General features: G+C 71.9%; 16 protein-coding genes. 10 read left to right on the top strand and 6 right to left on the bottom strand.

All coding sequences use genetic code 11. The features are described 5' to 3' along the window. Positions 1–48: 48 nt before the first annotated feature. The 9 genes from ACIBCK_RS03520 to ACIBCK_RS03560 all read left to right on the top strand — a co-directional run bounded on the left by ACIBCK_RS03520 (position 49) and on the right by ACIBCK_RS03560 (position 11233). Entirely contained in the window at positions 49–1215 is a 1167-nt protein-coding gene (locus ACIBCK_RS03520; protein ID WP_399386391.1) for a glycosyltransferase family 4 protein, read from the top strand. Continuing rightward, positions 1212–1931 carry a class I SAM-dependent methyltransferase gene (locus tag ACIBCK_RS03525; RefSeq protein ID WP_399386392.1) on the top strand — a complete coding sequence of 240 codons (720 nt, stop codon included), beginning with the start codon at positions 1212–1214 and terminating at the stop codon, positions 1929–1931. Before ACIBCK_RS03520 ends, ACIBCK_RS03525 begins: the two co-directional genes overlap by 4 nt. Further along, positions 1928–6442 (top strand): alpha-(1->3)-arabinofuranosyltransferase family protein, encoded by a 4515-nt coding sequence (locus ACIBCK_RS03530; RefSeq protein WP_399386393.1) that lies wholly within the window; start codon positions 1928–1930, stop codon positions 6440–6442. The genes ACIBCK_RS03525 and ACIBCK_RS03530 overlap by 4 nt, the downstream gene beginning before the upstream one ends. Further along, a complete protein-coding gene (locus ACIBCK_RS03535) occupies positions 6439–7914 on the top strand; it encodes a condensation protein (protein WP_399386394.1) in 1476 nt (491 codons plus the stop codon). Before ACIBCK_RS03530 ends, ACIBCK_RS03535 begins: the two co-directional genes overlap by 4 nt. Then, positions 7911–8645, top strand: coding sequence for a class I SAM-dependent methyltransferase (locus tag ACIBCK_RS03540; RefSeq protein WP_399386395.1), 735 nt, complete (start codon positions 7911–7913; stop codon positions 8643–8645). The genes ACIBCK_RS03535 and ACIBCK_RS03540 overlap by 4 nt, the downstream gene beginning before the upstream one ends. Positions 8646–8660: 15 nt before the next feature. Next, on the top strand, positions 8661–9566 hold the full coding sequence (locus ACIBCK_RS03545; RefSeq protein ID WP_399387225.1) for a hypothetical protein: 906 nt from the start codon (positions 8661–8663) through the stop codon (positions 9564–9566). Next, positions 9566–9793: a Trm112 family protein gene (locus ACIBCK_RS03550; protein WP_367041605.1), complete on the top strand. Its 228-nt coding sequence runs from the start codon at positions 9566–9568 to the stop codon at positions 9791–9793. The genes ACIBCK_RS03545 and ACIBCK_RS03550 overlap by 1 nt, the downstream gene beginning before the upstream one ends. A 68-nt stretch (positions 9794–9861) precedes the next feature. After that, positions 9862–10659, top strand: a complete 798-nt coding sequence (locus ACIBCK_RS03555; protein WP_399387227.1) for an FkbM family methyltransferase — start codon at positions 9862–9864, stop codon at positions 10657–10659. Beyond that, positions 10640–11233 (top strand): hypothetical protein, encoded by a 594-nt coding sequence (locus ACIBCK_RS03560; protein ID WP_399386396.1) that lies wholly within the window; start codon positions 10640–10642, stop codon positions 11231–11233. The genes ACIBCK_RS03555 and ACIBCK_RS03560 overlap by 20 nt, the downstream gene beginning before the upstream one ends. Here the strand turns inward: ACIBCK_RS03560 and ACIBCK_RS03565 are convergent. The 6 genes from ACIBCK_RS03565 to ACIBCK_RS03590 form a co-directional block, all read right to left on the bottom strand. Beyond that, positions 11161–12372, bottom strand: a complete 1212-nt coding sequence (locus ACIBCK_RS03565) for a Cmx/CmrA family chloramphenicol efflux MFS transporter (protein ID WP_399386397.1) — start codon at positions 12370–12372, stop codon at positions 11161–11163. The two genes, ACIBCK_RS03560 and ACIBCK_RS03565, sit on opposite strands and share 73 nt — an antisense overlap. A 236-nt stretch (positions 12373–12608) precedes the next feature. Further along, a complete protein-coding gene (locus ACIBCK_RS03570) occupies positions 12609–13493 on the bottom strand; it encodes a RimK family alpha-L-glutamate ligase (RefSeq protein WP_399386398.1) in 885 nt (294 codons plus the stop codon). Between the two features lie 131 nt (positions 13494–13624). After that, the gene (locus ACIBCK_RS03575; protein WP_399386399.1) at positions 13625–13921 is read right to left on the bottom strand and encodes a hypothetical protein; all 297 of its coding nucleotides are present in this window, start codon (positions 13919–13921) and stop codon (positions 13625–13627) included. 163 nt (positions 13922–14084) lie between these two features. Then, a complete protein-coding gene (locus ACIBCK_RS03580) occupies positions 14085–14294 on the bottom strand; it encodes a DUF488 family protein (RefSeq protein ID WP_399387229.1) in 210 nt (69 codons plus the stop codon). A 421-nt stretch (positions 14295–14715) separates the two neighbouring features. Further along, entirely contained in the window at positions 14716–18429 is a 3714-nt protein-coding gene (locus tag ACIBCK_RS03585; protein ID WP_399386400.1) for a S8 family serine peptidase, read from the bottom strand. Positions 18430–19215: 786 nt separating this feature from the next. After that, complete coding sequence (locus ACIBCK_RS03590) at positions 19216–20505, bottom strand: MFS transporter (RefSeq protein WP_399387231.1); 1290 nt, start codon at positions 20503–20505, stop codon at positions 19216–19218. 359 nt (positions 20506–20864) lie between these two features. On the opposite strand from ACIBCK_RS03590, the gene ACIBCK_RS03595 reads away from it, so the two are divergent. Further along, positions 20865–21902: a rod shape-determining protein gene (locus tag ACIBCK_RS03595; RefSeq protein ID WP_399386401.1), complete on the top strand. Its 1038-nt coding sequence runs from the start codon at positions 20865–20867 to the stop codon at positions 21900–21902. The last annotated feature ends 59 nt before the right edge of the window (positions 21903–21961 follow it).

Raw genomic sequence — 21961 nt, forward strand, 5'->3', positions numbered from 1 at the left:
CCCCCATAGGCACCTCACGGTTCCGCACCCTGACGAGTTGGAGCACGCATGCCCCAGCACGTGCCTTCTCCGCTGCGCGCCGCAACCCCGCGGGTCGCGCAGCGGCTCCCGGCACCTCCCCCGCAGCCGCGCCGGATCGTTTTCCTCGCCCGCCGCGACCTCGCGAACCCGGCCGCGGGCGGATCCGAACTGCTCGTCGACCGGCTGGCCGACGGCCTGAGCAAGCTCGGCCATCAGGTCACCCTGCTGTGCGGCGGCCCCGCCGCCTTCCGTGACTACCGCGTCGTATCGGCCGGCGGTGACCTCGGGCACTATCTGCGCTCGCGCTCCGCCTTCACCCGGCAGGTCGGTGACTGCGACCTTCTGGTCGAGGTCTGCAACGGCATGCCGTATCTGGCGCCGCTGTGGCACCGCGGGCCCACGCTGTGCCTGGTCAACCACGTCCACACCGATCTGTGGGGGATGCGCTTCCAGGGTGCGCTCGCCCCCGCGGCCCGGCTCGGCCGAAGACTCGAACACTGGTCGCTCTCCGGTGCCCAGCGCGGCAACCTCCTGGTGGCCGTCTCGCCGTCGACTGCCACCGCCCTGCGCGCGATAGGCGTCGAGCGTGAGCGCATACGCATAGTCCACAACGGGGTCGAGGAGCCGGGCACGCTCCACCCCCGCTCGGACGAACCGATGTTCCTCGCGATGGGACGTCTCGTCGAATACAAGCGCATCGACCTGCTCCTGCGCCTATGGGAGCGCGTCAGGCCCGTCACCGGAGGCCGCCTGGTGATCGTGGGCGACGGACCGGAGCGCGAGCGGCTGCGGCAACTCGCCGGCCCCGGCGTGGAGTTCAAGGGCCATGTCTCCGAGGCCGAGAAGCACCGGCTGCTGTGCGAGGCGTGGATGCTCCTGCACCCCTCGGCCGTGGAGGGCTGGGGCCTTGTCATCACCGAGGCGGCGACCCGCTCGACCCCGGCGATCGGCTTCGACGTACCGGGCGTACGTGACTCCATCGAGGACGGCGTGACGGGGCTGCTCGCCCGGGGCGAGAGTTCCTTCGCCGCAGCCTGGTGCACCCTGGCCCTGAGCACCGAGCGCCGCGAGACCTTCGGCAAGGCGGCGGGCGAACGGGCCACCAGCTACCGGTGGGCCAATTCCGTACGGGAGTTCCAGGCGGTGGCCTCCGAGGCGATCGTCTCGCACCAGGCAGCCCAGGGGTCCGCGTGAAGGACCCGTCCCTGCGCCGATCCCTCACCCTCTTCCGGGCCTTTCTGCGCGAGCAGCAGGAGCCCGAGCGGTGTTACACCCTGCTCGCCCGTGACGCCGCCGACCAGGTCGAGGCCTATGGACCGGTCAAGGACCGCGTCGTCGTCGACATCGGCGGCGGCGGTGGCTATTTCACCGAGGAGTTCCGGCGGCGCGGCGCGCAGAGCTTCCTCTTCGAGCCGGACCCGGCAGAGCTGGGCGCCAAACCGCCGGAGGGCTCCGTCGTCGCCGACGGGTATCTCCTCCCGCTGGCGGACGGCGTCGCCGACGTCACCTTCTCCTCCAACGTCCTCGAGCACGTGGACGATCCGCAGACGTTCCTCAGCGAGATGGTGCGGGTGACCAGGCCCGGCGGCCTGATCTACGTCTCCTTCACCAATTGGTACTCGCCGTGGGGCGGCCACGAGTGGGCGCCCTGGCACTATCTGGGCGGCGCCCGTGGCCGCGCCCGCTATGAACGACGTACAGGCAAGGCAGCCAAACACACGCTCGGCGAGAACCTCTTCGCTCACCACGTCGGCCCGACCTTGCGCCAAGTGCGGGCGAGGAACGACGTGTCCGTCGTGTCCGCACGGTCCCGCTACTGGCCCTTCCTGGCCAGTGGCATCACCAAAGTGCCGGGTGTACGCGAGTTCGCCACCTGGAATCTCCTTCTCATCCTCAGGCGGTGTCCATGACCACGGTGCAGGCCCCACCCCCGGCGGCAGTCCGGCCAACGGCTGACGCCCCCGAACCCGGCAGAGGGCCGCGCTCCAAGCGCTGGCTGCTCGGGTTCTGGGCCGTGGTGTTCGTCCTCTTCCTGGCCGTGAAGCCGGGGCGGATGACGTTCGACACGAAGCTGGGGGTCGCCGTCGACCCCTGGCAGTTCCTCTCCGACCTGGGTCAGCTGTGGCACGACCGGGGCGGGTTCGGCGGCATCCAGGACCAGTACGTCGGCTATGCGTGGCCGATGCTGCCGTTCTACGGTCTGGCGGACCTCGTCCAGCTCCCCGTGTGGTTCGCGGAGCGGCTCTGGCTCTCGCTGATCGTGGCGACCGCCTTCTGGGGCGCGCTGCGGCTCGCGGAGCGGCTGAACATAGGCAGCAGCTCCAGTCGGCTGCTCGGCGCGGTGGCCTACGCCCTGTGGCCGACCTTCACTGTCGTCGTCGGATCGACGTCGGCGGCGGCCCTGCCCGGCGCCCTGCTCCCGTGGGTGCTGTTCCCGCTGACGAACGACCGCATCAGCGCGCGCTCGGCGGCCCTGCGCTCGGCGCTCTTCATCCCCTTCATGGGCGGCGTGAACGCGGCGGCGACGCTGGCGTCCCTGCTCCCGGTGGGCCTGTACCTCCTGTCGCGGCCCAACGGCCCGCGCAAGCGGAAGCTGATCACCTGGTGGGTGCCCGGCGTCATCCTCGCCACCGCCTGGTGGGTGGTGCCCCTGCTGATGCTGGGCATCTACGGCGAGAACTTCCTTCCCTACGTGGAGAATTCGGCCACGACCACCGGCACGATGTCGGCCACGGAGACACTGCGCGGCGCCGGCAACTGGGTGGCCTATCTGCACTTCGGCGAGGCGTGGCTGCCCGCGGGGTGGACGGTCGCGACGTCCGTGGTGGTCGTGGTCTGCTCGGCGCTCGCCGCCGCCCTCGGCCTCGCCGGGCTCGCGCGGCGTGACCTGCCCGAGCGGCGCTGGCTCGTCCTGACCGTGCTGTCGGTCGCGCTGATCACGCTCGCGGGGTACGGCGGCTCGTTCGGCGCGCCCTTCCACGAGACGGTGCAGTCGTGGCTGAACGGCGGGCTCGTCCCCTTCCGGAACATCTACAAGTTCCAGACGGGCCTCGCGCTCGCCCTTGTCTTCGGCCTGATGCATCTCGTGGGCGTGGCCGCGCAGGCGCGCGGGGCGCGGCCGGTGCGTGGGCGCAAGTTCGCCCCGCTGATCGCCGCCCTGCTGGTGCTGCCCGGTCTCGCCTTCCCCTACTTGAACGGCTCGATCCTCCAGCCCGGCTCCTTCCAGAAGCTGCCCAACTACTGGGAGGCGACGGGAGACTGGCTGAAGAAGTACTCCCCCGACTCCCGCGCGCTCGTGGTGCCCGCCACCGCGCACGGCATCTACACCTGGGGCTCGCCCATCGACCAGCCCCTCGACGTGCTCGCGGAGTCGCGCTGGGCGCAGCGGGACTACGTGCCGTTCGGCACGGCGGGCAACCGGCGTGCGATGGACGCGGTGGAGCAGGCGCTGGCGACCGGCGGCGAGGTCCCCGGTCTGCGGGACTACGTGACGCGTGCGGGCCTGTACTACGTCGTCGTACGCAACGACCTCGACCCGGATCAGGTCGGCAACATTCCGACCGCGACGGTCAAGCGGACCCTGGAGGAGTCGGGCTTCGAGCGGGTCACCGGCTTCGGTCCGACCGGGACCGGCGGGAAGATACCCAACGACACGCCTCTCCAGGTCGAGGGCCTCTACCCGCGCCAGCGCGCCGTGGAGATCTACGCACCGGGGTCGGGCGCCGAGCGGCCCGGCCAGGCCGGGATCAAGCCCGTGTCGAACACGGCCGTGGTGAGCGGCGGCCCCGAGTCGCTGCTCCCGCTGTCCGCCGACCCCTCGATGCGGGACCGGCCCTCCGTCCTGACGGGCGACAACCACCCGGGGGTCGGAACTCCCGGTCTCCAGGCGGTCGGTGACGGTCTGCGCCGCGCCGACACCCGCTTCGGCCTGGTCAACTCCAACACCTCCTACACGTACACAGCGGGCGAGCGGAACGCGAGCGAGGCGCTCCAGGACGCGGGCAAGAAGCCGCACCAGATCCTGCCCACCACGGGTATCGAGCACCAGACGACGGCTCAGCTGCGCGGCGCGAAGTCCGTGACGGCGTCGAGCTACGGCAACTGGCTCTTCCACCTGCCGCAGTACGACCCCGTGAACGCCTTCGACGGCAATCCGGCCACGGCGTGGGCCGAGGGCAGCCCCGGAAAGCCCGACGGCGCCTGGATCAAGGCCGAGTTCAGGTCCAAGGAGTCCGTCCCGTCCTCGATCCGGCTCACGCCGCTGCCGCAGGAGGGTGTGCGGGCCGCGCCCACCCGGGTGCGGGTGGAGACGGAGCAGGGCAGCCGCACGAGTTCGCTGCAGCCCAACGGCATGCGCCAGAGCGTCAAGGCTCCTGCGGGCGACTCCAGTTGGCTGAAGGTCACCATTCTGGACGCGGAGATCGGCAAGGCGGGTCTGACAGGGGCGGGGTTCTCGGAGATCACCGTTCCTGGTGTGCGGGTGACGAAGCTGCTGCAGCTGCCCACGGACACCGGGTCCGCCGCCAGGACGCCCGCCGAGGGCGCCGACGCGACGACGTACTCGATGCACCGCGCCTCGGACCCGAGCGCCCTGTCGCCGGTGAACACCGAGTCGGGGCTGCACCGCCGCTTCACGACTCCGGCCGAGGCCGAGTTCGAGGTGAAGGCGAGCGCGGTCGCCATGGCGGGGTCCGAGCTCGACAAGCTGCTGTACAAGGTGGCGCCGGAGCAGAAGGACCAGATCGTCGCGAGCGCCGACTCCACGTCGAAGCTCGGCGGCAGTCTGTCGCCGCGCAATCTCACGGACGGCGATCTGACGACGGCCTGGATCGCCGGTGACAGTCCCGTGGTCCATCTGAAGTGGAAGGGCAAGCAGGCGATCGACGAGGTCGTCCTGCCCGCTGCGGGCGGGCTTTCGACGCGCCCCCAGAAGGTCGAGATCAGCTCGCCGGACGGCGCGGCGATCGCCGGTGTCGACGAGAACGGCAATGTGCGGTTCCCGCCGATCACCACGGACGAGCTGACCATCACGGTCACCGAGACGGCGCCGCTGACGGTCCACAACCCGGTGGCGGACGACGAGTTGCAGCTGCCGGTCGGTCTCACCGAGGTCTACGTCCCGGCGCTCGACCAGTACCGGACGAAGCAGCCCAAGGCCTCGGCGACCTTCGAACTCGCCTGCGGTGAGGGCCCGGATCTCGCCGTCGACGGCAAGCTGCACGCCACGAGCGCGAAGGGTTCGGTACGGGATCTGACCGAGCGGCGGCCCATCGAGGTGACGCTCTGCTCGCGCGGATCGCAGAACACGGCCCTGTCGCTCGGCGCCGGTAAGCACACCGTCGAGGCCGGGGACGCGGGTCCGCTCGTCCTCATGGACGTCTCGCTGACGCAGGGGACGCCGGGCGCGATCGACGAGGAGTCGCGCTCCCTCGACATCAAGGACTGGCTCGGCGACCGGCGCGAGGTGTCGGTGGGCGCGGGCTCGGCCTCGTACCTCTCGACCTACGAGAACATCAACGACGGCTGGAAGGCCACGCTGAACGGCAAGGAGCTGTCGTCCGTACGGCTCGACGGCTGGCAGCAGGGTTTCCTGGTCCCCAAGGGTGAGGGCGGCACGGTCAAGCTCTCCTACGAGCCCTCGCGGATCTACGAGATCGGCCTGATCGGCGGCGGCGTCGGGGTCCTTGCCCTCATCGCCCTCGCCCTGATCCGGCGCCGCGAGCCGAACCCGGACGGACCGGACGTGGTCCCGCCCGCGCCGGGACTGATCCTCGGCACGGTGGCGCTGACGCTGGTGGCCGCGGTGATCGCGGGCTGGTTCGCGCTGCTCGTGCCCGCGCTCGCCCTGCTCGCCTGGCGCCGTCACGCGCTGCTCGTGCCGCTCGCTCTCGTGGCGATGGCGGGGGCGGGGATCGCGGCGGCGGTGGGTGCGGGTGAGCCGGCGACGGCGGACGAGGGTGCGTTCAGCCCCGCGGCCCAACTCCTGGCTCTCATCGCCCTGTTCGCCGCGCTGGTGAGTGTGCGGGGCACGGCTGCGGGGGCTCCGGCGACGGCCGCGTCTCCCGGTGGGGGCGGCCAGGCCGCTCCATGGGAGCCACCCGCGCACCAGCCGCCGCCCCCGGCGCCGCCGATGACGCCACCGCCGGGCCCCGACCGGGACCTGGGTACGACTGCGCTGCCGCGCCGCAAGCGCGGGGAGAGCGGTCCTGGCTCCGGCGGCCACGACGCCGGCGGCGCACCGCAGGCGGCGACCAGCCCGACGATCTCCGCCAGGGGCCCGGCATCGGCCCAGCAGGAACCGGCGCCGTCGGGTACCCGGACGATGCGGACCACGCGCTTCAGGCGGCGCAGGCCAAGGGCGACGGACGGGCCGGTGGGAGCAGCCGCGCCGTCCGCCCCCGGGGAGGACACGGACCGATGACCGCACTCGATCACCCGGCACGTCACGCGGACGGACCCGAACGGCCTCCGGAGCGCGTGCCGTTCCCCGTCGTCGACGAGGTCGCGAGGCACTGCCTCCAGGAGGAGGAGCCGGAGACGGTGCACATCGAGGTGCACCTGCCCGGCACCCCGGACCCGGCCCGCCTGAAGGCCGCGTTCACCGAGGCCCTGCGCCGCCACCCGCGCATCCTGATGCGGGAGGCGCGGGGGCCTTGGTACCGCCGCCGCTACGAGTGGGAACTGACGGCGGAGCCGGACGTAGAGGTGGTGACGTTCCCACCCCCGGAACGAGACGCCTTGAAGAAGGCCCGCACCCGCTCCCTCTCCGAAGCCCCGTCTCTGTCGGCTTCCCCACCGATCCGCCTGGAGGTGATCGCGGCCGACGCCTCCTCCGCTGCCGGAGGTGATGCCGCCCCGGAGGAGCCGGAGGCTTCAACCGCTCCCGGCCCGGAGGCCGGGACTCCGGAAGCGGACGCCGCACCCAGCGGCAACGGAGGCGGCAACGGCAGCCCACAGTCCGCCAGTGTCTTGTTTCTCACCATCAACCACACCGCCCTCGACGGCCCCGCCTGTCTCCGTGTTCTCGCCACCGCCGCCGAGTTGTACGGCGGGCAGGACAACTCGCCCGCCGCGCCTCCCCTGCGGCCGGTCTCGTCCGCCGTGCCCGAGAAGGCGGATGACGTGGGGGGCGGGCCCTCCGGGTGGGCTCCGCCTGCTCGGGTCTCTCGGGGGAAGCCTGAGCCCTCTCCCGGCAACGGCATGCTCGTCGCCGAGTTGCCCGTGCCCCGGCGGCCCAAGGGGGCGCCGTTCACCGTGAACGATCAGCTCATGGTGGCGACCGCGCTGATGATCGCGCACTGGAACCGGGAGCACGGAGCGCGGCCGAAGCCGTTCCGGATCACCATGCCCGTCGACGACCGGACCCGGGACATGGACATGCCCATCGGCAACGGCACCCGGCTGGTGGAAGTGCCCTTCAGTGCTGCCGAGTTGACCTCCGAGGAGTGGGGGCCCGCAGATATCGGGGCACTCCTGCGTCGCACCGCCGACCGTACCCGCGCCCTCAAGGCACTCTCCCGGCCCCAACTCGGCCGTGGCGCGGCCCTTCTGACCTCGCCCGTCCTGCCCGTCACCCTCAGGGCCGCCGTCACCCGCGGCCTGCGCAGAGCCGCCGCGCCCTGGACGTCCACCACGCTGCTCAGCAACATCGGCCGCGTCCCGTACTCCCTGGACTTCGGCGACGCGGGCCGCGCGCACGCCGTCTGGTTCTCCGCGCCCGCCCGGCTGCCCCGCGGCCTGACCGTGACCACGGCGTCCACCGCGGGGCGCCTGCATGTCGCACTGCGCTGGTCGAAGTCCCTGCTCAGCAGCGGCGACGGCGCCCACCTGCGCGACCTGTTCGAGCACTACCTCCACGCGACGGAGCACACGGAGGAGGGGGAGACACCGTGACCGGCACCAGTACCGCGCCCCGCGATCTGCGGGACTTCTACGAGGACCCCTCCGTCCCCGTAGCCTCCGGCGACGCCCGCAGCATCCGCCAGGCCCGGATGCTCGCCGACGCCCTCGGCCCCGCCACCGCCCGCACCGCCGTCGTCCTCGACATCGGCTGCGGCGACGGCACCGCCGCGGCGACCGCGGCCCCGCTGCTCGCCGGGCACCGCGTCGTCGGCGTCGACTGGTCCCAGGACGCCCTCAAGCGGGCCCACGCACATCTGCCGTACGTCGTACGCGGTGAACTCACCGACGGTGGGCTGCCGTTCGGCGACGGCTCCGCCGACGCCGTCCTCTTCAGTGAGGTCATCGAGCATCTCGTCGACCCCGACAGCGCGCTCGACGAGCTGCGGAGAGTGCTCAGGCCGGGCGGGCATCTGATGCTGTCCACGCCCAACCTCGCCGCCTGGTACAACCGCGGCCTCCTGCTCGCGGGAGTACAGCCCGTCTTCTCCGAGGTCAGCCTGCGCGGCATCCACGGCCGCCCGGGGACCGAGGTCGTCGGGCACCTGCGGCTCTACACCGCCCGCGCGCTGCGGGAGTTCGTCGCCGCGTCCGGCTTCGACGTGGTCCGCGTCGCCGGTGCGCCCTTCCACGGCGTACCGCGTCCGCTGCGCGCCCTGGACCGGCTCGCCTGCGCCGTGCCGAGCGCGTCGTCGATCCTGCTGCTGCACGCCCGAAGGTCGTAGACCATGTGGTGGGGTGTGGCCGCCGCCCTCCTTGCGAACGTCCTCTACAGCACCGGGTTCGTCCTGGAGAAACGTGCCCTCACCGCGATGCCCTCCGTCAGCGTGCGCAGCCCGGCACGGCTGCTCAGACAGGTCATCTCCAGCCCACTGTGGATCGGCGGATCGCTGGCGCTCGCCGCCGGGTTCGGCGCGCAGCTCGCCGTCTACCGGACGCTGCCGATCGCCGCCGCACAGGGCATCTTCGTCTCCGGGCTCGTGCTCCTGCTGCTGCTGTCCTCCGTGCTGCTCGGGGAGCAGACCTCGGGGCGCGAGCGGTACGCCGTCGGGGCCATCCTCCTCGCGCTGCTCATGGTCGTCCTCTCGCTGAGCGAGGAGGCGGACACCGTGAGCCGCAGCGCGCCGGTCCCGCTCGTCCTCACGGTCTGCCTGCCCTCGCTGGCGGCGGGGGTCCTGCTGTACGGATCGGCCGAGCGGCGCGCGAAGCACCGGCACCGGCTGCCCACGACGGGCGTCGAGTACGGGGTCGCCGTCGGGCTCCTCTACGGGGTCAGCTCGCTCGCCATCAAGGGGGTTTCCAGCTACCTGACCACGGACGAACTCGGTTCCGCGCTGCTCGGCCTGCTGCGCTCCCCGTACCCGTATCTCCTGCTGTTCACCGGCGCGTTCGGCCTGATCATGTCGCAGGCGGCGCTGCAACGCTGCCGGGCCTCGCTCATCGTCCCCGTGTGCACGACGGTTACCGCGCTGTTCACCGCGGTACTCGGCACCCTGGCCTTCGGCGAGCCGCTGCCGGAGGAACCGCTGCGGCTCGCCCTGCGGATCGCGGGTACGGCGCTCGCGGTGTCCGTGCTCCTCGCCATGCCCAAGCATGACGCGCCCCCGCCCCAACCGACGCCGCCGACCAAGGAGTTGACGAGCTGATGAACCCCGAAGACCCCCTCCTGAAGATCCTCGCCTGCCCGCTGGACAAGGGGCCGCTGCATCTTCTGGAGCCGGCGGAACCCCTTGTACCGGAGGAGGTGCTCTACAACCCCCGGCTGCGCCGCCGCTATCCGATCATCGATGGCATACCGCAGCTCCTGCCCTCGTCGGGCGAGCAGATACCCGAGGACGAGCACGAGCAGCTCCTGAAGCGGATCTCCCCGTGACGGGCCCCGAAAGGGCCGCCCCCGAGCCCCACCGGACCGAGCCCCACAAGACCAAACCGCACAAGACCGTGGCGGCCCGCCTCGCCCCGCACCTCCCCGCCCGCCTCATCGGCGCCGTGGCCCGCCTCGTCTACCCCCGCTTCGAGCCGGAGCTCGCCCGCCTCGCCGACCTCTGCCCGCGCGGCTGTGGCACGGCGGTGGACGTCGGCGGCTGGTACGGGCCCTGGTCGCGCCGCCTGGCCTCGCGTGCGCGCCGCGTGGTCACGGTGGAGCCCGTGCCGCACCTGGCCAGGTTCCTGGAGACCTCAACGCCCGGCAACGTCCGGGTGATCCAGGCCGCGGCCACCGACCGCCCCGGCACGGCGCGGCTCTGGCTGCCGCAGGGCGACCGCGGGGACCGCGGAGTCTCCTCGCTCATCCGCAGGGACATCCACGCCAAGGCGGTCGAGGTGCCCTGCCTCACCCTGGACGGGCTCGGCCTGCGTGACGTCGACTTCATCAAGATCGACGTGGACGGCAACGAACTCCCGGTCCTGCACGGCGCCCGCGACCTGCTCACCCGGGACCACCCCGCCCTCTTCATCGAGCTGGAGTCCCGCATCCAGCCGATCGAGCCGATCATCGAGCTGCTCACCCGGCACCACGGCTACCGGGGCTGGGTGCTCCCCCACGACACCTGGGTGCCGCTCGACGGCTTCGACCTGGAGGCGCACCAGAACGACACCTCGTACGTCGTGTCGCAGGGGCTGCTCCGCAGGGTGCTCACGCCGCGCAGGCCCCGGTACGTCAACTCGGTGCTCTTCCTTCCCGGCGGGCGCCGCCCGGGAGCGGCGGCGGTGCGCGACCATGGAGCGCATGTCCGCTAGCTCCGCGTTCACCCCGCTCGACTTCCAGCTGGTCCTGTTGCGCCGCATGGCCGACCACAACCCGGACCTGGTGGAGGCGGCCCGCCACGAGCTCGGCGCCTCCATCGCGGAGATGCGCGAGGCCAACCGCCGCTGGCAGGCGATGACCCGCTCGTCCCGCTCGCGCGGCGCGGTCTCCCGCTACCGCTCGGTGCTCGGCGCCCCCGAGTCCACGGTGGCCCGGCAGATCGGCGACCTGGAGTGCGAGGCCCTGCTGTGGCCGGTGCCGCTCTGGCCGACCCTGCGCTTCGAGGTCCTGCGCGCACCGAACGGCGCGGTGTGGAACGAGTGGCTGATCCGAGCGCCCGGCGCTCCGGGGCCCGCGCTCCGGAACCTGGACGACCTCACCCCCTGGTCGTGCACGGTCGACGAGGCCGCCCGCGCGTTCGCCCCGGCCCGCCCGATGGAGGGCACGGCGCCCACCCGCTGGCGGCTCGCCTTCACCGCGCCGGACGGTGCGGGTCAGCCGCGGCGCTGCGTCGCGGAGTTCACCTGGGGGCTGCTCCAGCGGCTGTCGTTCCCCGACGCGGGCTGACGCTTCCGCAGTGCCAGGGCCCCGACCACCAGGGCCAGCGTCACGAGCAGCGCGCTGACCCACAGGGGCGAGCGGTGGCCGAGCCCCGCCGAGAGGGCGAGGCCGCCGCCCACGGGACCGATCGCGGCGCCCACGTTCAGCGCGGCCGTGGCGAAGCCGCCGGCGAGGGTGGGGGCGCCGGTCGCCGCGTACAGCGCCCGGGTGATCAGGGCGGAGCCGACGCCGAAGGACAGCGCGCCCTGGACGAGGACGAGCACGACCGCTGCCACGGGGTTCCCGGCGCTGAGCGCGAAGAGCACCCACCCGGCGAGCAGCGCCACCGCGCCCGCGAGAAGGAACCGTACGGGCCGCGCATCCGCGAACCGCCCCGCGACCGTGACGCCGATGAACGACCCGGCGCCGAAGAGCGCGAGCAGCGCAGGAACCCAACTCGCCGAGAATCCACTGATGTTGGTGATCAGCGGCGAGAGATAGGTGAACGTGCAGAAGGTCGCGCCGTTCACCAGGGCGCCGAGGAGCAGCGTGACCAGGAGACCCGGGTCGCGCAGCGAGCGCAGCTCGGCCCGCGCGTCGGCGCCTGCCGTGTCGGGCGGCGTACCGGCGGGCACCGCCCGCAGGATCGCGATGACGGCGGGCACCGAGACGAGGGCCACCGCCCAGAACGCGGACCGCCACCCCCAGAACTGCCCGAGCAGCGCGCCGCCCGGGACGCCCGCGACGCAGGCGAGGGTGACGCCGCCGAGCAGCACCGAGGTGGCCCGCCCTTTGGCGTTGGGCTCGACCATGCCGATGGCGGCGACCAGGGCCACCGCGAGGAACCCGGCGTTGGCGAGCGCACCGACGACGCGGGTCGCGAGGAGCACGGCGAAGCTGGTGGTCAGCGCGCCGACGACATGGACGAGCAGGAAGGTGACCAGGAAGGCGAGCAGCGCGGTCCTGCGCGGCCAACGGCGGCCGATGACGGCCATCACGGGCGCGCCGATGACCATTCCGACGGCGAAGGCCGAGGTCAGGGTGCCCGCGGTGGAGAGGGACACATCGAGGTCGGCGGCGATGTCGGGGCCGAGACCGGAGAGCATGAACTCGGAGGTTCCTTGCGCGAAGACGGCAAGGCCGAGCATGTAGAGAGCAAAGGGCATGAGGGAACTCCGCACCCACGTCATGGGTCGACCACGTCATGGGTCGACAAGGCGGCGGCTCAGCCGTGCGGCTGCCGCGCCGGGAAGAAAAGGGGGATGTCGAATCCGCGCTTCGGCGATCGGTCCGGTGACGTGAGAGGGGGCCACCGGGCGTGCCGGCCGGTGGCTAGAGTCTGTCGGACTCGGGACTGGACATGGCGGCAGGCTAATCAGGCCTCCGCCGCCACGTCCACCCCTTATCCGGCAGCGGTGAGGATCTCCTCGGCGACCGCGGGCAGCGAGTCCGCGTGCAGGAAGAGGAAGAGGTTCGGCTCGACGAGTTCCAGCTCCATGACGCAGGGCACGTCGCCGTCCGCTCCGTCGACGAGGTCGACCCGCGCGTACAGCAGCTCGGGCGAGCCCGGAACGGCGGCCAACGCCCGCTCGGCCACGTCGAGTTCTTCCGCGGTCGGCTGCCACTGGCGGAGGTCGGGGTGGGGCATCTTCTCGTCGTCGTAGGCCGTGCCCGGCGCGAGGACCGCGCCCTTCTGTATGGCGTGCAGGAAGCGCCCGCCGACGAAGACGAGCGCGCGTTCGCCGGTCTCGTCGATGCGGGGCATGTAGGGCTGCACCATCGCGGTCAGGCCTTCCGCGTGCATCCGCTCGATGTGCGCCGCGGCGGTGTCGTACTCGCCCTTCTCGTACCGCGCCGCGAAGCGCGCGCCCGCCCCGTGAGCGGGCTTGACGACGAACGATCCGTCGTCCGGAATCTCGATCGCGTCGCCGGGCGCCAGATAGGTGGTCGGCACGACGGGTACGCCCGCCGCCGCCAGCTCGGCGAGGTACCGCTTGTCGGTGTTCCAGCGCACCACGGACGCCGGGTTGGCGAGAACGGTGAGCCGCGCGACCCGCCCCGCCCAGGCCAGGAACTCGGTGACGCGCTCGCTGTAGTCCCAGGCGGACCGGATGACGACGAGGTCGAACGCCTCCCAGTCGACCCGCGGATCGTCCCAGGACACGGTGGCGACATCGGCGCCCGCCGCGCCGAGCGAGCGCGCCAGCTCGGGGAGGTCACGGTCGAGGCCGGTCTCCAGCTGAGGCCTGCTGGTGACCAGGGCGATCGTGGGGCGGTCGGGTGACACGTGGTCCTCCAGGGTTCGATGAATCCGCCCCGCAGGCTAACAACATGTCGACGTGCTCCCGACAAGACCCTTGCCCAGGTCAGCGGGGGGCGACGGCGCGGACCGCCACCCCCCGCTTCCCCGTGGGGGGATCAGAGGACGAAGACGCTCTGAGCCGTCTCCGTGTAGTACGTCTCACCGGGATGAACCAGCCACTCGACGGGACCGCCACAGCCGGGCCCGGAGTGGACTTCGGCGATGGCGTCGGTGTGGTTGGTCACTGAGGACGGGAACCACTCGACGGGGTAGCAGCCGCTCGGGTCCTCGTGTTCGGAACCGTTGATGATCAGGACACCTTCCGCCGCGTACGCCGATCCCGGCACCGCGACCATCAGGGTCGCGGCGGCCACGAGCGCCCCCAGGGCCGCGGCCATGCGTCGTCGCATCATGTTGAGATCCCCTCCACCGTGCGGACCGCTCCCGACGGCGACCCACCGAAGTCACCCAGAGTATCCGATCAGGCACGCAAAGTGCCCGGCGCACGGATGCACCTGCCGTCGGCATGTGCGCCCTCTAAGCGGCGCCCGCAGGGCGGGCCGAACCCTCGCCCCCTCAACCCTCTTGCATCAACTCAGCCCGGAGCGTCGGCAGATGCCCGTGCTCCACGTCCTTGACCGCCGTGACCAGGGTGACCGTTCCGGCGTCCGCGAGTTCGCGCAGGTGATGGAGAGCGTCCTGCTGCTCGGGGCCGGCGAGCTCGGCGCGGTAGCGGCGGCCGAACTCCTCGTGCTCGCCACGGTGTTGGTGGAACCAGTTCCGCAGCTCATTGGAGGGCGTGACCTCCTTGAGTCATCCGTCCAAGGCCGCCCGCCCCTTGGAGACGCCCGCCGCATCTCGACGACGCGGCCCGAAAATGCGAACAGGGGAGCAGTTGTTCCCTGGAACAGGTGATCGTTGCGTCAGGGATTGCATGTGACGCAAGTGATTGACGATGATTACGGAACGCAAGCAACGGGCTGCAGACCGTAGTTGCCGCGTTCCCGGGCCATGTCCCATACGAGGTCCGGGAGTTGGAAGATCCTGAGAAAGTCCCACAAGGAGAAGCACCACCATGAACATCATCACTGACGTCGTCGCCGGTATCGCCCACTTCCTCGGCTGGCTGGTCTGACGTCACCGAAACACCCGCAGCGACGCCGTCTCCCCCGTCCCAGGGGAGGCGGCGTCGCCGCGTCGTGGCGTCCTACCGCACCCCCACCGCCCGAATGATCTCCTGGCTGACGGACCCGCCCCGGTCATCCCGCACCGAGGCCCGCAGCGAGACGAACTCCGCGTCGCCGGGCACCTTCAACTTCCCGTCCCAGGCGGCCTCGCGGCCATCCCGGTCCAGGCCGACGACCTTCCAGCTCTCACCGTCGTCGTACGACACTTCGAGCTTGCCGCCGGAGATGGACCCGGTGTCCACCGCTCCCTTGACGTACTCGGAGAAGATCCCGACCCGCACGGAGCGCCCGCCCCGGACGTCACCCGCGAGATCCGTGTCCACGTCGAACCCGAGGTTCAGCAGGGGCAGGAAGGTCTTGCGGTCGTCCGGCGTCTCCTTCGACCTGAAGGTCCACTCCGAGTGCCCCTTCGTGGTGAGCCGCCACCGCTCGGGATCCAGCGTCGTGTCCGTGACGACCTTGTACGTCGTCGACGCCGGATTCGCGTCCCACACGTACACACCCGAACTCTGCCGCCGGTCGACCAATTCCCCGTCCGCGTACACCTCACTGACCTGCGTCATCGAGTCCTCGTTCCACACATCGCCGAACCCCGTGTGGTCGGGTCCCGAATCGCCCCAGCCGGGAACGTTGAACTCCAGGGTGTTCCCCCGCCGCTGCTGGCCCCAGCCGAGGCCCGTCCCCAGCCACGGGTGCCACACGGGCTTGAACCAGTTCAGCTCACCGCGCTTGCCACCCCGGTAACCGACCAGACCACTGCGCTCCTCCACCGCGCCGGGCCCGACCGACACCGACTCGTGCCACAGCTGGCCGGCGCCGGTGGAGGCGTAGTCCGTCCGCTCGGCCGGGTAGTCGATCTTCTCCTGGAAGCCGATCCCGACGGAGAAGGTGTCCGTCAGCGAGTAGCGGAACTCCCCACCGGCAACCGGCTTCACCGCATGGAACTTCGCGTCCAGGACGGCGAGTTCACGCTTGGCGGGCTCGTACGTCAGGTCGCCGCGGGGCACGGCACCCTTGTGGCCCTCCGACACGTCGTAGACGTAGGGCGTGCGGGATGTCGCCGTCGTCTCCACGGTACGGCCCGCCTTCGCCGCCGCGAGCAGCCGCGCGCCGTCCGCCGCGTCGACCGTGCCAATCTGCAGCGGCCGCTCCCCGTTGTCCTCCGTACCGAACCAGGCGTTGAGCCTGCCCGGCGCGTCATCCGTCACGAACAGAGCCTTGACGCCCGCGTCCTGGGCAGCCTGCCCTACCTGAGTGAGCGTCACATCGCTGCCGCCGGACCGCCGCACGATGACGGCCTTGCCCTTGACGTCCTTGCCCGCGTACTCGGCCGCCGTGCCGCCGCCCACGTCCACGATCGGCAGCTTGCTGCGGCCGTCGCTCACCGTGCCGCCGGGCTGCGCGACCACCCGGCCGAGCCCCTTCACGTCCAGGGTCGGCTTGCCGAGGCGCCATACGGTGCGGTACTCGAAGCTGCCTTCGGTCACCTTGCCGGTGGGTGCCGCGAAGATGCTGTCGTACTTGACGGGCACCTGGACCGCGCCCTGGAGCTGGGCGCCGTTCGCCTCGCGGTCGTACTCCATCAGGAGCTGCCGGGTCTCCGTCCGCTGACCGACGTCGACACCGACCTCGCGCAACGCACGCCCGTCCAGGGTGACTTCACGGTCCCGGTCGAGTACGACCTCGGGTGCGGCGAGGAAGCCGAGGCCGAGGGAGTCCTTGCCCTTGCTGCCGCGCACGTCGAGGAGCGAGGAGAGGGAGTACGTGCCGGGCTTGAGGCGAAGCTCCAGGGTCCCGGAGTCGCCGACCTCCGCCTGCTCGGGGTCGACCTGCTCGGCGAGCCGCTGAAGGACGAGGCCCGCCCCGGTCGGCGCGCCGTCACGGTCCTTGACGCGGACAGTGAGCGTGTACCGCTCCTCCTCCTTGACCAGGCCAAAGGCGGTATGCGAGACAGTCTTACCGGCCACGCTCGCGACGATCCGCCCACTGCTGTTGCCGACGGGCGCCTTCGCACCGTCGCCGGTCACCGTGGTCGACGCGGTGCCGTGCGCGGGGACGGTGAGCGTCTTGTCGGCGAGGGCCACCACTCCATCGGCCGCCCCCTCGGCGGAAAGGCTCAACTCCACATCGCTGCCAGTCGAGTTGCTGTAGGTAAGTGTCCTCGTGACGGGCTCATTCGCCCCATAGGGCCAGGAGTAGAACCCGAGATCGACGCTGCCGCTCGCGGTGACCGGCGTATCGATGGCATCAGGCACGCTGATGCGACCGGCACCCAACTCATACACAGACGCATCCAGTTGCGCGGAGGACGACATCAGCGCGTCCTTCAGCCGGGCCCCGCTCCAGTCCGGGTGCTTCTCGGCGAGCAGGGCGGCGACGCCCGCGATGTGCGGGGTCGCCATCGACGTACCGCTCAGCTCGGTGTAGTAGCCCTCACCTGCGACGAGCTGCGAACGAGCGGCGAGGATGTCGACGCCGGGTGCGGAGAGGTCGGGCTTGAGGGCGTGGTCGCCGTACCGCGGGCCCTGGCTCGTGAAGTACGCGGCCTTGTCGGCGGAGTCGACCGCGCCGACGGTCAGCGCGGAGTCGGCGGCGCCGGGCGAGCCGATCGAGGAGGGGGCGCCGGTGTTGCCCGCGGCGATGACGAAGAGGGCGCCGGTGTCCTTGGAGAGAGCATTGACGGCGGCGGCCATGGGGTCGGTGCCGTCGCTGGCCTCCTGCGAACCGAGGCTCATCGACACGACTTTGGCGCCGACGTCCTTGGCGGCCCACTCCATTCCGGCGATGATCTGCGACTCGCTGCCGGAGCCCTCGTCGCTGAGCACCTTGCCGACGGAGAGTTCGGCGCCGGGCGCCACGCCCTTCTCCTTGTTGCCGTCGGACTCGGCGCCGTTGCCGCCGACGGTCGAAGTCACGTGGGTGCCATGGCCGTTGCGGTCGGCGACTTCCTCGCCCGGGATGAAGCTCTTGCTCACGCCCACGCGGTCCTTGAGCCCTGGATGGCCCGCGTCGACACCCGTGTCGAGGACGGCCACCTTCACCCCCTTGCCGGTGAGCCCGGCCTCCCAGGCCTTGGGGGTGCCGATCTGCTCGTTGCTCTGCGCCATGTCGGCCTCGACGCGGCCGTCGAGCCAGATCTTGCCGATGCCGTCGGCGAGAGCGCCACGGGCGGTGTCCCCGCTGTCGTCCGCGGTGACGTCCCTCCACAGGGCCCCCGGCCTGGCCGCTGCCACGGCGAGGCCGCCCACGCTGGGCAACGACCGCACTGTGTCGGCGCCACGGGGGGCGACCGGTCCGGCGCTGCCGCGCCGCGCACTCCGCTCATACGTGACGATGAGCGGCAACGCACCCCCCTCCTCGCCCGCCAGCCCCTGCCGTATCAGCTCCGTCACGTCGAAGAGGCGCTCGTCGAGGGTGCCCGCGTCCAGATAGGGCCGCGCCTCGTCCGGTACGACGGTGATGCGGTCACCGGCTATCTCGCTCCGGACGGCTCCGGTGGCCCCGGCGGGCCGGTCGACGGTGACGGTCTTCTTGCCGCCGCCGAGTTCCGTGACGGTGACCTTGTCGCCGGTCACGAGGGTGACCGTGTGGGCGGCGCGGGCGGCGGGGGTGGCCCGCCCCTGCGGTGCGTCCGCGGGAGCGGCGTTCGCGCTCTGCCCTGCCGGGAGCAGGGCGAAGGCTAGGCCGATGGCCGGCAGCAGCCTGGCTCTTCGCCACGCGGGTGATCGGGTCATGGGTGCCCTCTCTTCGTCGGACCCGGGCGGGGGTGGGCGCCGGGTGCTGCGAAAAGTGTCAGGGGGCTTGTGTTGCAGGGGTGTTGACGGTCACTGGCGGAAATCCGCCAGGTCACCTTCCCGCCAGTCCGTTGCACGGGGCTTGAACGGTGAACGCCTCCGCCGGGCGGCCGGGCCCCCACCTTCCCCACCCACTGCCGTCGGCCCGCCCCGCAACCACCGGTGCCCGAACAGGCCTCTCCCACCCACCCACCCGATCACCCCGCATCCACCCCTGCCCGAACAAGCCTTTCCCACCCACCCACCCGATTGCCCCGCAGTGACAGGCGAGTGGGCGGGGGGGCAGCTCGACGGGGAAGGGCGGACATCGCGGGCGGGCGGGGGTGGGGCAGTGCCACGCGCCCGCAGCCGGCAGCGCACGGGAGGGGACGTGCCGGTATGTCTGCCCGGAGCACGGCTCGCGGCACTCCGGAGCCGAAGCAACCCAGCGCCCACCGGACGATAGCGAGGACGGACATACCGGCGCGGCCCCGCACCCACACACCGGCAGGCTCCGAAGTCCCACGCACCCGCAGCCGGCAGCGCACGGGAGGGGACGTGCCGGTATGTCTGCCCGGAGCACGGCTCGCGGCACTCCGGAGCCGAAGCAACCCAACGGCCACCGAACGATAGCGAGGACGGACATACCGGCGCGGCCCCGCACCCACACACGGGCAAGCCCCGCGGCCCCGCACCCAAAGACGGGCAAGCCCCGCAGCCACACCCACCCGCAGCCGGAACGCCCCCTCACGCCCCCGGCACCCCCTGCACCCCCGCCTCATACCGAGCAAACCCCCGCCACCGCAACGCCAGCAACCCCACAGCGACGACGCACGCCGCGCCACCCCCCACCACCGCGAGCCCCGGCGACCCCACGTCCCCGACCGAGCCCGCGATGAAGTCCCCGAGCCGGGGTCCGCCCGCCACCACCACGATGAAGACCCCCTGCAGGCGGCCCCGCATCTCGTCCGGCACAGCCGCCTGCAGCATCGTGCTGCGGAACACCATCGAGATGGTGTCCGCACAGCCCGCCACCGCGAGGAAGAACAGCCCCAGCCACAGATTCCGCGTCAGGCCGAAGACGGCGATCGCCGTGCCCCAGCCGGCCACCGCCAGCAGGATCGCCAGACCGTGCCGTCTCACCCGCCCCAGCCACCCGGAGAACACCGCCCCGAGCAACGCCCCCACCGCGGGCGCCGCGACAAGCAGCCCCACCGTCTTCGCGTCGCCGCCGAACCACACCACCGCAACTGCGGGGAACAGGGCCCGCGGATGCGCGAGCACCATCGCGCACATGTCCGTGAAGAAGGTCATCCGCAGGTTCGGCCGCGTGGCCAGGAACCGCAGCCCGTCGAGAACCGAGGCCCGCTTCCGGCGCCCCCCGGCAGCCTCCGCCCCCTCGGGCCGCATCGCAGGCAGCCGCCACATCGCGTACAGCGCCGCGCTGAAGGCCACCGCGTCCACCGTGTACGCCGCCTGGTAGCCCCACAGTCCGACGATGAGTCCGCCCAGCATGGGGCCGAGCATCGTGCCCCCTGTCGTCGTGATCGACGACAACGCGTTGGCCGCGGGCAGCTGCTCCGGCGGAAGGAGCCGCGGGATCATCGAGGAGCGCGCCGGCGAGTTCAGCGCCCCGCAGACCGCTTGCAGCGCGACCACGGAGTACAGGAACCACACGTGGTGGAAGCCCACGAACGCGCCCGCGGCCAGCACGACCGAGAGCCCGCACGAGCCGAGCGCGGAGTAGAGGCCCAGCTTCCGCCGGTCCACGGTGTCCGCGATCGCGCCGCCGTACAGGCCGAACGCCACCAGCGGGACCAGCGAGAAGAGCCCGACGAGGCCCACCGAGAAGCTGGAGTGCGTGATGTCGTAGACCTGGAGCGAGACGGCGAGCGCGGTCATCGCCTGGCCGATCCAGGAGATGGTGTTGCCGGCCCAGAGCCGGCGGTAGTCGGCGGACGTACGCAACGGGGTCAGATCGGCGAGCAGCCGTCTCTTCGCGACGGGCCCCGGGGACTCCACCGACTGCGCAGGCAGCGCGGGCCGCGGAGGCAGCAGAGGGTCGGCGGCGGCCTCGGGTATCCGGGGGCCGTCGGCTTCGTCTTCTTCCGGGGGCGTATGAGTCACACGGGATGCTAACTGCGCCCCACGCAACACCAGCCACAGCACCGAGCCGCACGCACCCCGCAGGACGCCGACCCCCACCCGAGCCACACCCCCACACCCCCACACCCCCGCACCCCCGCCCCGAACCCCCGAACCCGCCACAGACCACCCGTGCGGCGGCACCCCGCCCGGCTCAGCCCAGCGCGCGCGCCGCCCGCGGCCACCGCACGATGCGAGAGGGGACCGTCGTCCGACGGCCCGTACGGTCTGCGCTCTCGGGAGGATCTGCCATGACCGTCAGTCTGGAGCAGTTGCGCCGCTGCCACATCGCCGTCGACCTGGGTGCCGCGAGGACCCGGGTATTCGTGAAGGGCGCGGGGCTCGTCGTCGACGAACCGAGCGCCGCCGCCGTGAACACCCGGACGGGCGCGCTCATCGCGGTCGGCCAGTTCGCCGAGCAGATGACGGGACGTACGCCGGGCTACATCCGGGTCGTACGGCCGGTGTCCGGCGGCACCGTCGTCGACATCGAGATGGCACAGCGCATGCTGCGCCACCTCCTGGGCGAAAAGCTCCGCCGCACCCTGCGCCGCAAGCCGCGGCTGCGCGCCGCCGCCTGCACGCCGCACGACGCGGACCCGCTGGCGCAGCGCGCCGCCGTCGAGACGATGGTCGGGCTCGGGGCGCGCAGGGTCGAGCTGGTGGACACGCTCATCGCGGCCGCGGTCGGCTGCGGGCTTCCCGTCGAGCAGCCGGAAGCGACGATGATCCTGGTGTGCGGGGCCGCGACCACGCAGGTCGCGGTGCTCTCCCTCGGGTCGATCGTCACGGCCCAGCGGATCCCGGTCGGCGGCGAGGCCATCGACCACGCGATCGTCCAGCACCTGCGCCACCACCACGAGCTGATGCTCCCCAGCCAGTCGGTACGCCCGCTCCAGCTCGCCCTGCGCGGCAACGGCCTGACCCCGGAGGGGCCCGAGTCGACCGAGATCCACGGCCGCGATGTCGCCACGGGGCTCGCCCGTTCGGTGCACGTCGACACCGCCGCCGTCCGCGAGGCGATCCACACCCCGCTGACCGCCGTACTCGACGGCATCGGCAAGGTGCTGCGGGACTGCCCGCCGGACCTGGTGGCCGACCTGGCCGATCGCGGGATCATGATGGTCGGCGGCAGCGCGCTGCTGCCGGGCCTCGACCAGATGCTGCGGGACGCGACGGGGATGCCGGTGCAGATCGCCGAACGGCCCGACGTGTGCGCCGTGCTCGGGCTCGGCGCGATGCTGGAGGGCAAGATCCAGCCCCTGGTCCTCAACCCGCTCTCCGGCTGACGCGAGCCCTTTCCCCCGCTGATCCCGGCCCCCCGGCTGATCCCGGCCCCCCGCGGAAG

The organism is Streptomyces sp. NPDC051218, from assembly GCF_044455475.1.
Classification (GTDB): Bacteria; Actinomycetota; Actinomycetes; order Streptomycetales; family Streptomycetaceae; genus Streptomyces.

Excerpts from the sequence above, each read along its gene's own strand:
- ACIBCK_RS03520 (WP_399386391.1), top strand. The coding sequence starts at position 49 with ATGCCCCAGCACGTGCCTTCTCCGCTGCGCGCCGCAACCCCGCGGGTC.
- ACIBCK_RS03530 (WP_399386393.1), top strand. The coding sequence starts at position 1,928 with ATGACCACGGTGCAGGCCCCACCCCCGGCGGCAGTCCGGCCAACGGCT.
- ACIBCK_RS03535 (WP_399386394.1), top strand. The coding sequence starts at position 6,439 with ATGACCGCACTCGATCACCCGGCACGTCACGCGGACGGACCCGAACGG.
- ACIBCK_RS03550 (WP_367041605.1), top strand. The coding sequence starts at position 9,566 with ATGAACCCCGAAGACCCCCTCCTGAAGATCCTCGCCTGCCCGCTGGAC.
- ACIBCK_RS03560 (WP_399386396.1), top strand. The coding sequence starts at position 10,640 with ATGGAGCGCATGTCCGCTAGCTCCGCGTTCACCCCGCTCGACTTCCAG.
- ACIBCK_RS03565 (WP_399386397.1), bottom strand. The coding sequence starts at position 12,372 with ATGCCCTTTGCTCTCTACATGCTCGGCCTTGCCGTCTTCGCGCAAGGA.
- ACIBCK_RS03575 (WP_399386399.1), bottom strand. The coding sequence starts at position 13,921 with ATGATGCGACGACGCATGGCCGCGGCCCTGGGGGCGCTCGTGGCCGCC.
- ACIBCK_RS03585 (WP_399386400.1), bottom strand. The coding sequence starts at position 18,429 with ATGACCCGATCACCCGCGTGGCGAAGAGCCAGGCTGCTGCCGGCCATC.
- ACIBCK_RS03595 (WP_399386401.1), top strand. The coding sequence starts at position 20,865 with ATGACCGTCAGTCTGGAGCAGTTGCGCCGCTGCCACATCGCCGTCGAC.